Consider the following 9,848-nt stretch of genomic DNA (forward strand, 5'->3'; position numbering starts at 1 on the left):
GGGGCGAGCGGGGGGGGCTGTGGTTCTGGGGGCCCCCGCCCCCCCCCCCCCCCCCCCCCCCCCCCCCTCCATCGGGGAATAATGAGCCGGCCGAAACGGCCTTGACAGATGTCGCCGATCCCCTCACACATCGGCTTTCGAGGATCATCCGCTGATCGGCGGATGATCCATGACTCTTTTTCGGAATGCTTCACGATCGCCCGCCGCGCGACGTCGGTCGATTGCGGGGCGCTCCCGGAAGGTTGACCGATGCTTGCCGCCTCCGCCTCCCAGATTCTGCGCCCGCCGGCAGACAAGCCGCCGCTTGACGTCCTGATCTGCGCGCCGCGCGGTTTTTGCGCCGGTGTCGTGCGCGCCATCGACGCCGTGGAAAAGGCGCTCGCGCTCTACGGCCCGCCCGTCTACGTGCGCCACGAGATCGTCCATAACAAGTACGTGGTCGAGAGCCTGCGCCGCAAGGGCGCGATCTTCGTGGACGAACTCGACGAGATTCCCGAAACGCAGGCGCCGGTCATCTTTTCCGCCCACGGCGTACCGAAATCCGTGCCGCAGGAAGCGGCGGAGCGCCGCTTCTTCGCCATCGACGCCACCTGCCCGCTGGTGACGAAAGTGCACCGCGAGGCGGAGGTGCACTACAAGCGCGGCCGTCATGTCGTGCTCGTCGGGCATGCGGGGCATCCCGAGGTGGTCGGCACCATGGGCCAGTTGCCCGCAGGCGCGATCACGCTGATCGAGACCATCGACGATGTGGCGCGGCTCGTGCCGCCTGCGGAAAAGGAACTTTCCTACGTGACGCAGACGACGCTTTCCGTCGACGACACGGCCGGCATCGTCGCGGCGCTGAAGGCGCGCTTTCCTCAGATCGTCAGCCCGCACAAGGAGGACATCTGCTACGCCACCACCAACCGGCAGGAGGCGGTCAAGCGCGTCGCGCCGCAGGTGGATGCGATGATCGTGGTGGGCTCGCCCAATTCCTCCAATTCCCAGCGCCTGCGCGAGGTGGCGGAGCGGGAGGGCTGTCCCGTTTCGCGCCTCGTCCTGCGGGCGGAAGATATCGACTGGTCGCTGTTCGGCCATATCCGCCGGCTGGGGCTGACGGCCGGGGCCTCCGCGCCCGAGGTTCTCGTCGAGGAGATCATCGACGCCTTCGCCCTGCGCTTCGACGTGCGCGTCGAGACGGTCTCGACCGCCGACGAAAGCGTGTTCTTTCCCCTGCCGCGCGACCTGCGCGAGCGCGAAACCGCCTGATCAGAGCATTCCGCATGGCTGTGTACACCGATGTTTCGGATGCGGAATTGTCCGCGTTCGTCGCCCGCTACGATATTGGCGCCCTGTTGTCCGCCAAGGGCATCGCCGAGGGGGTCGAGAACTCCAATTTCCTGTTGCAGACGGATCGCGGATTCTACATCCTCACCTTGTATGAAAAGCGGGTGAACGAGGCGGACCTGCCGTTCTTCATCGGCCTGATGGATCATCTGGCGGAGCGCGGCATCATCTGCCCGCGCCCCGTGCGTGACCGGGAGGGCAGGGCGTTGCAGCGCCTCGCCGGCCGGCCGGCGGCGATGGTTACTTTCCTGTCCGGCATGTCGGTCAATCGGCCGGAGGTCGTCCATTGCGGCGAACTCGGCCGCGCGCTGGCGCAATTGCATGGTGCGGGGGCGGATTTCGGCATCCGGCGCGCCAACGCGCTGTCGCTGGCGGGCTGGCGGCCGCTCTACGAGCAGGCGCGGCGGCAGGCCGACGCCGTGAGCCCCGGCCTGGCGCAACGCATCGGCGACGATCTCGCCGCGCTGGAGGATGCCTGGCCGCAGGGGTTGCCGGAAGGCGTCATTCATGCCGACCTGTTTCCCAACAACGTTTTTTTTCTCGGTGAACGGCTGTCGGGGCTGATCGATTTCTATTTCGCCTGCAACGACGCCTTCGCTTACGACCTCGCCATCTGCCTCAATGCGTGGTGCTTCGAGCCGGATGGCGCGTTCAACATCACCAAGGGGCAGGCGATGATCCGCGCCTATGAGGAGGTGCGACCGCTGACGCCGGCGGAGGTGGAGGCGTTGCCGGTACTGGCGCGCGGGGCGGGCCTGCGCTTCCTGCTGACGCGGCTCGTGGACTGGCTGAACGTGCCGCCCGGCGCGCTGGTGAAGCCGCTCGATCCGCTGGAATACGACCGCAAGCTGGGTTTCCACCGCTTCGCCGCGTCCGCCGCCGACTACGGCCTTGTGCGATGAGCGAGCGGATCACGATCTACACGGACGGCGCGTGTTCCGGCAATCCCGGCCCCGGCGGCTGGGGGGCGCTGCTGATGTTTCGCGGCACCGAGAAGGAACTGACCGGCGGCGAGGCGCACACCACCAACAACCGCATGGAACTGACGGCGGCGATCATGGCGCTGGAGGCGCTGAAGCGTCCCTGCGTCGTGGATCTGCACACGGATTCGCAATATGTCCGTCAGGGCATCACGTCGTGGCTGGCGAACTGGAAGCAGCGCGGCTGGAAAACCGCCGACCGCAAGCCGGTGAAGAACGACGACCTGTGGCGCAGGCTCGACGAGGCGGCCGGCCATCACGATGTGACGTGGCATTGGGTGCGCGGCCACAACGGCCATCCAGAGAACGAGCGCGTCGACGCGCTGGCCCGCGCCGGCATGGCGCCGTTCAAGGCATAGCGTGCTGCCGCATTTCATTGAAACGCAGAAGTGATCCGCCTTTTTGAGTTGGCGGGTTTTCTCCACGCGAAGCGGTATCCACTTCGCCTGAAAAACGCCGCGGGTGTCGAAGCCGGCCGCGATATTTCTGCATTCATGGTTAACCGATTGATAGCGCCGCGAAACCCTTGTGTACGAGTCGTTTTTACGGCTGCCCGGCAATTGTGTCCGAAATTGGGACATGTGTTGCCGCATCTTGCGTTTCTCCCGCATGGCGGTTTCAACCTCATCTTTACCCTCGCCGCTCATAGTCGCCCTGTCAGTCGCGTAAACGGTAGGCGTCATGAGTATTCCGCGTACCGATGTCGCTGGCGTTCTGCCCCGGATCAGGGTGTCGCGTACCGGAAGGCAGACGTCGGCGGCTCGGATGGAGCCCCCGCTCCCCCTCGATGAGATCGTGCTCGGCGATTGTGTCGAAGCCCTGCGGCGTTTGCCGTCGGAAAGCGTCGATCTGATCTTTGCCGATCCGCCCTACAACCTCCAGCTCGAGGGCGCGCTGACGCGGCCGGACAATTCGCTCGTCGATGCCGTCGACGACGATTGGGACCGCTTCGCGAGCTTCGCCGAATATGATGCCTTCACGCGCGCCTGGCTCAAGGAATGCCGGCGGGTGATGAAGAAGACGGCGACGCTGTTCGTGATCGGCTCCTATCACAACATCTTTCGTGTCGGCACGGCGGTGCAGGATCTCGGCTTCTGGATCCTGAACGACATCGTCTGGCGCAAGGCCAACCCGATGCCGAATTTCCGCGGCCGGCGCTTCACCAACGCGCACGAGACGCTGATCTGGGCGGCGCGCGGGGCGGACGCCCGCAACTACACCTTTCATTACGAGGCGCTGAAGGCGGGCAACGAAGACACGCAGATGCGTTCCGACTGGTTCCTGCCGCTGTGCACGGGCGAGGAGCGGCTGAAGGATGCGGCGGGGCGCAAGGTTCATCCCACCCAGAAGCCCGAGGCGCTGATCGCCCGCGCGCTCGTCGCCACGACGAACCCCGGCGACGTGGTGCTCGATCCCTTCTTCGGCACCGGCACCACGGGGGCGGTAGCGAAGCGGCTCGGCCGGCGCTTCATCGGCCTGGAGCGCGATTCCGCCTATGCGGATGCGGCGCGCGCGCGCATCGACGCGGTGGAGCCGCTCGATCCCAAGGCTACGGCCGCCGCGCCGTCGAAACGCACCGAACCGCGCATCCCCTTCCTGTCGCTGGTGGAATCCGGCCTCATCCAGCCCGGCGAGACGCTCGTCGACGCGCAGGAGCGGCATCGGGCCACGGTGCGCGCGGACGGCACGCTGCTTGCCGGCCCGGCCGTGGGCTCCATCCACAAGATCGGCGCGCTGGTGCAGGGCCACCCTTCCTGCAACGGCTGGACGTTCTGGCATGTCGTGCGCGACGGCGGGCTCGTCTGCATCGATTCGCTGCGCGGCGACTATCGGGCGCGTCATTCGATGGCGGCGTGAGCCAGCACCTTGCGCATCACGGTCGGCAGCGCCTCTCCGGCGAGGTCGGACAGCGCCCGCCAGCGCCCGCCCTCGGGGACCTGCGTGCGCGTCGGCACGTCGGCGCGAAAAACCGTCAATTCCAGCGGAAAATGCGTGAAGACGTGGCGCACGTTGCCCGGCAGCCGCCGCCAGCGGGCGTCGAACGGCGCGGCGGCAAGCGCCGTGTCGGCGTCGAACGCCGCCGACCACGCGCTGCCGGGCACTTCCGCCATGCCGCCGAGCAGCCCGCGCGGCGGCCTGTCGCGCAGCAGCACGTGGCCGTCCGCCCGCACGGCGACGAAGGCCGCGCCCATCCTGAGACTGCCTGTCTTCTTCGCCTCCTTGCGCGGAAAGGTCTCCTGCGTGCCCGCCGCCCGCGCGCGGCAGGGCGGCGACCATGGGCAGAGCGCGCAGGCCGGCTTTTTCGGCGTGCAGATGGTCGCGCCGAGATCCATCAGCGCCTGGGCGAAATCGCCGGGCCGGGCGGACGGCATCAGCGCCAGCGCCAGCGCGCGGATCGCCGGCTTGGCGCGCGGCAGCGGCTCCTCAAGCGCCATGAGCCGCGACAGCACGCGCTCGACATTGCCGTCCACGGCGACGGCCGGCCGGTCGAAGGCGATGGCCGCGACCGCGCCCGCCGTGTAGGCGCCGATGCCGGGCAGGGCGAGCAGCGCGGATTCGTCGTCCGGGAAACGTCCGCCATGTCGGGACGCCACCACCTTCGCGCAGGCGTGCAGATTGCGCGCGCGCGAGTAGTAGCCAAGCCCCGCCCACGCCTGCATCACGGCCTCGACGGGCGCCGCCGCCAGCGTCTCGACGGTGGGGAAGCGCGCCAGAAAGCGCTCGAAATAGCCTTTCACCGTCTGCACGGTGGTTTGCTGGAGCATGATTTCGGACAGCCACACCCGATAGGGATCGGCTGTCTCGCCGGGCCGCGCCCGCCACGGCAACACCCGCCGGTGGCGGTCGTACCAGGCGAGCAGGGCGGCGGCATCGGCCATCGGGCGGTCGTCGGTCTCGATCGTCATCGGATGTCGGGAATCATTGGAATTCGCACCGCAACCATCTACCATATCTCACCTGTAGCTCCCCGTTCCGGCACGGGACAGGGGGCGGGAGCGCTTTCCGATTAGATGGAATCGTTTAATCGACAAGAATTCGCTCCGCACCAACTTTTCCCCGAAAACGGGCGGGTTTCGGAACGTGAAATACCCCGCAAGGCTGAAGCCGCTTGCCGAACTGGTGGACCGTTGCATCGAGCCGGTGCTGGCGGCGCAGGGATTTGCCGCATCCGATGTGATCTTCGCGTGGCCGGAAATCGTCGGCGACAGGCTCGCGCGCCATACGGAGCCCCTGCAAGTGCTCTGGCCGCGCCGGAGCAAGGGAAAACATGCGGCGTCAGAAGCCTCTCGCCAGCCCGGCACGCTCGTCGTGCGCGTCACCGGCGCCTTCGCGCTTGAATTGCAGCACATGGCGCCGGTGGTGGTGGAGCGGGTAAACACGCATTTCGGCTGGCGTTGCATCGGCCAGCTTGCGCTGCGGCAAGGCCCGATTCGCCGGGAGGCGATTCAAGGGCGGGCCGGCGCGCCGCCCGAGCAGCCGCTCGATCCGGCGCAGGAAACGCTGGTGCGGGAGGCGGTGGCGAACATCGCCGACGATCCCTTGCGGGCTGCTCTCGAAAATTTCGGCAAGGCGGTGCTCGCTTACAACAACCGCTTCGGCGGCTGACCCCGATCCGAAGAGCGGATCGGGGCTGTCGCCATGCTGCGGCCGCGGCGTCATCGGCTTATTGCACGACGCCGCGCTTGTTGCCGAAGCCGGGGATGTCGCAGTTGCAGGGCGTGCCGCTGCGCAGCGGGCCGGCAGGACAGGCGCCGCGCGACGTGACGCAGACGCCGCCGCGAGGCGGCGGAGGACGCTGCCCCCAGCCCGGCGGAGGCGGACGTTGACCCCAGCCCGGCGGCGGCGGCGGCGGGCGCTGGCCCCAGCCGGGAGGAGGAGGCTGGCCCCAGCCCGGCGGCGGCGGAGGCGGCGGCGGGCCGCGCCTGTCCCAACCGGGCGGCGGCGGGCCGTTGCCGTAATATTGCGCTCCGGCGGGGCTCGCGACCAACAGGAACGCCGCCGCGATCGCGAAACTGATCGATGCCAAGCAATAGTTCAATGTATCCCCCCTCTGGCCTGTAGCCCGGAGCGTGGCGTGACAGGCCGATCATATCTTGTCGGCCCGAATATGCGGTGCATGCGACGGCGGGGACATGGCGGCGATTCGATGAAACATCGCTGAACCCCATCCGACTCACCGAGTCACATACCACTTTCACTTGAAAAGTTCCGCTTGCATTGTGACGTTTCCGGGGCGAAGCCCTCCTTGGACGCGGTTTACGCTGCCGGCGACCGGTTTCCCGCCGGCGCCGCGCCGCCGGTTGCGACATCGGTTCTCGCGCCGCTTGCGTCCTTGCTTGCGGCCGTTTTAACCAATAAACCGTAAGGGTAAGAGCCTGGCGAGCGGGCGGGCTCAAGCAGGGCGGGCTTGGAAACGAGCGGGCTTGGAAACGGGGCGATGAGCGAGAACCATACGGCCGGAGAGGCGGAAGGCGATCGGCTGCTGAGGCTGCTGGCGCTGGATGAAAGCGATCTCGACGTGATTTCCGCGCATCTTCAGGATGCATCCGTCCGGCACGAAGATTTGCATTATCTGCCCCGCGAGCGCCGTTTCGTGCTGGCGCTGCATCGTTTCGACTGGCAGCGCGCGCCGGGCGAGGCGCCCCGGCGGCGTCTGACGGCGCTGCATTTCGAGCAGGTGCGCGCCGTGCGCCACCGCTATCTGGAAAAGGCGGAGTCGGGTTTGCCGCTCAACCTGCTGGCGGTTTATTTTCTGGAAGGCGACAAGCCGTCCGGGGCCGTCATCCTGGAGTTTTCCGGCGGGGCCGCCATTCGGCTTGAAGTGGAATGCATAGAAGCGCAGATGAAGGATCTCGGCCCGATGTGGGAGGTGGAAAACCGCCCCGTGCATCGGCCGGACGATGGCGGTGACGGAGGATCGGATGCCGGTAAGACTTGACGCGCGCGACGAGGGTTTCGAGGCTGCTTTCCGTGCGCTTCTCGCGGCCAAGCGCGAGGTCGCGGAAGATGTCGACGCCGCCGTCCGGGACATCATCGCCGACGTGGCCGCGCGCGGCGACGCGGCCGTGATCGATTACACCGCCCGCTTCGATTCGCTCACTCTCGATGCCGATGGCCTGCGCATCACCGATGCCGAGATCGACGCCGCGCTGGCGGCCGCGCCGCCGCAGGCGCTGGCGGCGCTGGAATTGGCACATGTGCGCATCGCGGCCTATCACCAGCGGCAGAAACCGGCCGACGAGCGCTTCACGGACGCGGCCGGCGTGACGGCGGGCTGGCGCTGGACGGCCATCGAATCGGTGGGCCTCTATGTGCCCGGCGGCACGGCGAGCTATCCGTCCTCCGTGCTGATGAACGCCGTGCCGGCGCAGGTGGCGGGCGTGCCGCGCATCGTGATGGCGGTGCCGACGCCCGGCGGCGCGGTCAATCCGCTGGTACTGGCGGCGGCGCGCATGGCGGGCGTCCACGAACTCTACCGCATCGGCGGCGCGCAGGCCGTCGCGGCGCTGGCCTACGGCACGCGGACGATCGCGCCGGTCGCCAAGATCGTGGGGCCGGGCAACGCCTATGTCGCGGCGGCGAAGCGGCGCGTGTTCGGCCGTGTCGGCATCGACATGATCGCCGGCCCGTCGGAAGTGCTGATCCTGGCGGACGGCGACGCCAATCCCGAGTGGCTGGCGGCGGACCTGCTGGCGCAGGCGGAGCACGACACGGCGGCGCAATCCATCCTCGTCACCGACAGCGCCGCGTTGGCGGATGCGGTCGCGGTCGCGGTCGAGGGGCAACTCGCCACCCTGCCGCGCGCCGACATCGCGCGGCGGAGCTGGGAGGATTTCGGCGCGATCGTGCTGGTGCCCACCTTGGCGGATGCCGTGCCGCTCGTCGACCGCATCGCCCCTGAGCATCTGGAAATCGCAGCAGGCGACGCGGAGGCGCTGGCGGGGGCGGTGCGCAACGCGGGGGCGATCTTCATCGGGCAATATACGCCGGAAGCGGTGGGCGATTATGTCGGCGGCCCCAACCATGTCTTGCCGACGGCGCGTTCGGCGCGTTTCGCCTCGGGTCTCGGCGTGCCGGATTTTCTCAAGCGCACCTCCATCCTGCATTGCACGGCGGAGGCCCTGCGCCATGTCGGACCGGCGGCGATCGCGCTGGGCGAGGCCGAGGGCCTCGACGCGCACGCCCGTTCCGTCAGCATCCGTCTCAATCTTTGACAGCGGCGCGGGGCGAAATGATGAGCCCGGAAGCCGGAATCCTTCTTTTTGCCGGAAGGTCAAGTCGAACCGAAAGGTCGTGCCGTGACAAGCGCTGATGACGACAAGCGCCACCGTCTCGTGTCCGTGGCGCTGGACGAGGCCTCGCTGGGGCGGGGCAATCCCGATCAGGAACACGAGCGCGCGGTCGCGATATGGGATATTCTCGAAGAGAACCATTTCACCGTCGCCGGCCATGCCGGCGGGCCTTACGCGCTGCGCATCGCGCTTGTCGACCGCAAACTGCTGCTTGAGGTGCGCGAGGAGGACGGCACGCATGTCGTCGCGCATTTCCTGTCGCTGACGCCTTTCCGCCGCGTGATCAAGGATTACGAACTGATCTGCGAAAGCTATTACGCCGCCATCCGCACCGCCACGCCCTCGCAGATCGAGGCCATCGACATGGGCCGGCGCGGCATGCACGACGAGGCGTCCGAGCTGCTGCGCGAACGGCTGGCCGGCAAGCTCGATGTCGATTTCGACACGGCCCGCCGGCTGTTCACGCTGCTGTTCGCCCTGCACTGGAAGGGCTGACGTGGCCTTGGGCGCGGCGGCGGGGCGCCGCATCCAGTCCGTTCTGTTCATGTGCGCGCTCAACGCCGTGCGCTCGCCGATGGCCGAAGGCATCGCCCGCCACTATTTCGGCCGCTCCCTCTATGTCGAATCCGCCGGCGTGCGCCCGGACGTCATCGATCCCTTCACCGTCGCCGTCATGGAGGAGATCGGCATCGATCTCGCCGGCCATACGCCCCGATCGCTGGAGGAGCTGGAAGATACCGGCTTCGATCTCATCGTCACGCTCTCGCCCGAGGCGCACCACCGGGCGATGGAACTCACCCGCACCATGGCCGTCGAGGTGGAATATTGGCCGACCTTCGATCCCACCGCCACGCAGGGATCGCGCGACCAGCGGCTCGACGCCTATCGCTCGGTGCGCGACGGCCTGAAGCAACGCATCATGGAGCGGTTCAGTCCTTCGGCCTGAACAACGATATAAACATATCTTTATATACATACTTGACCATTGCCGCCGATCTGCCATAGTGCATGGGTCGTGGTTCTTCGCCCCGTTTCAGGCGGCGAAGCGAAGAGGGAATCCGGTTCAGGACGGCGGTCGCGCAGGCGGTCGCGGTTCGATGCCGGAGCTGCACCCCGCAACTGTCGGCGGCGAGCGCCCGTCCAATTCGTGTCACTGGAGCGGCCCGGAAAAGGCAGGCTCCGGGAAGGCCGGAGGGGCGCGCTGACCCGCGAGCCAGGAGACCTGCCACGGCGCATAATCGTCCTCGGG

At 67.6% G+C, this 9,848-nt stretch carries 11 protein-coding genes and 1 riboswitch; of the genes, 9 read left to right on the forward strand and 2 right to left on the reverse strand.

Going from position 1 to position 9,848, the window contains the following annotated elements; all coding sequences use genetic code 11:
* The first annotated feature begins 249 nt into the window (after positions 1-249).
* The 4 genes from ispH (at position 250) to ACOYJQ_RS18335 (ending at position 4,163) form a co-directional block, all read left to right on the forward strand.
* Entirely contained in the window at positions 250-1,248 is a 999-nt protein-coding gene (gene ispH / locus ACOYJQ_RS18320; RefSeq protein ID WP_433460499.1) for a 4-hydroxy-3-methylbut-2-enyl diphosphate reductase, read from the forward strand.
* 14 nt (positions 1,249-1,262) lie between these two features.
* On the forward strand, positions 1,263-2,228 hold the full coding sequence (locus tag ACOYJQ_RS18325; RefSeq protein WP_433460500.1) for a homoserine kinase: 966 nt from the start codon (positions 1,263-1,265) through the stop codon (positions 2,226-2,228).
* Positions 2,225-2,665 (forward strand): ribonuclease HI, encoded by a 441-nt coding sequence (rnhA, locus tag ACOYJQ_RS18330; RefSeq protein ID WP_433460501.1) that lies wholly within the window; start codon positions 2,225-2,227, stop codon positions 2,663-2,665. The genes ACOYJQ_RS18325 and rnhA overlap by 4 nt, the downstream gene beginning before the upstream one ends.
* Before the next feature lie 322 nt (positions 2,666-2,987).
* A complete protein-coding gene (locus tag ACOYJQ_RS18335) occupies positions 2,988-4,163 on the forward strand; it encodes a site-specific DNA-methyltransferase (protein ID WP_433460503.1) in 1,176 nt (391 codons plus the stop codon).
* On the opposite strand, the gene mutY is transcribed toward ACOYJQ_RS18335, so the two are convergent.
* Complete coding sequence (gene mutY, locus ACOYJQ_RS18340; RefSeq protein ID WP_433460505.1) at positions 4,145-5,212, reverse strand: A/G-specific adenine glycosylase; 1,068 nt, start codon at positions 5,210-5,212, stop codon at positions 4,145-4,147. The two genes, ACOYJQ_RS18335 and mutY, sit on opposite strands and share 19 nt — an antisense overlap.
* A gap of 175 nt (positions 5,213-5,387) precedes the next feature.
* Here mutY and ACOYJQ_RS18345 point away from each other — a divergent pair, with 175 nt between their 5' ends.
* The gene (locus ACOYJQ_RS18345) at positions 5,388-5,912 is read left to right on the forward strand and encodes a DUF721 domain-containing protein (protein WP_433460507.1); all 525 of its coding nucleotides are present in this window, start codon (positions 5,388-5,390) and stop codon (positions 5,910-5,912) included.
* A gap of 58 nt (positions 5,913-5,970) precedes the next feature.
* Here the strand turns inward: ACOYJQ_RS18345 and ACOYJQ_RS18350 are convergent, their stop codons facing one another.
* Positions 5,971-6,333 carry a hypothetical protein gene (locus ACOYJQ_RS18350; protein ID WP_433460508.1) on the reverse strand — a complete coding sequence of 121 codons (363 nt, stop codon included), beginning with the start codon at positions 6,331-6,333 and terminating at the stop codon, positions 5,971-5,973.
* Positions 6,334-6,744: 411 nt separating this feature from the next.
* On the opposite strand from ACOYJQ_RS18350, the gene ACOYJQ_RS18355 reads away from it, so the two are divergent.
* The 4 genes from ACOYJQ_RS18355 to ACOYJQ_RS18370 all read left to right on the forward strand — a co-directional run bounded on the left by ACOYJQ_RS18355 (position 6,745) and on the right by ACOYJQ_RS18370 (position 9,545).
* Positions 6,745-7,245, forward strand: a complete 501-nt coding sequence (locus tag ACOYJQ_RS18355; RefSeq protein ID WP_433460509.1) for a DUF2948 family protein — start codon at positions 6,745-6,747, stop codon at positions 7,243-7,245.
* On the forward strand, positions 7,229-8,521 hold the full coding sequence (gene hisD, locus ACOYJQ_RS18360) for a histidinol dehydrogenase (RefSeq protein WP_433460510.1): 1,293 nt from the start codon (positions 7,229-7,231) through the stop codon (positions 8,519-8,521). The genes ACOYJQ_RS18355 and hisD overlap by 17 nt, the downstream gene beginning before the upstream one ends.
* An 84-nt stretch (positions 8,522-8,605) precedes the next feature.
* Entirely contained in the window at positions 8,606-9,094 is a 489-nt protein-coding gene (locus ACOYJQ_RS18365) for a UPF0262 family protein (protein WP_433460512.1), read from the forward strand.
* A 49-nt stretch (positions 9,095-9,143) separates the two neighbouring features.
* Positions 9,144-9,545 carry an arsenate reductase ArsC gene (locus ACOYJQ_RS18370; protein ID WP_433460536.1) on the forward strand — a complete coding sequence of 134 codons (402 nt, stop codon included), beginning with the start codon at positions 9,144-9,146 and terminating at the stop codon, positions 9,543-9,545.
* A gap of 53 nt (positions 9,546-9,598) precedes the next feature.
* A riboswitch (cobalamin riboswitch) is annotated at positions 9,599-9,843 on the forward strand.
* The last annotated feature ends 5 nt before the right edge of the window (positions 9,844-9,848 follow it).

The sequence above is a fragment of the Pseudochelatococcus sp. genome (assembly GCF_050946405.1).
Lineage (GTDB): Bacteria > Pseudomonadota > Alphaproteobacteria > Rhizobiales > Beijerinckiaceae > Pseudochelatococcus.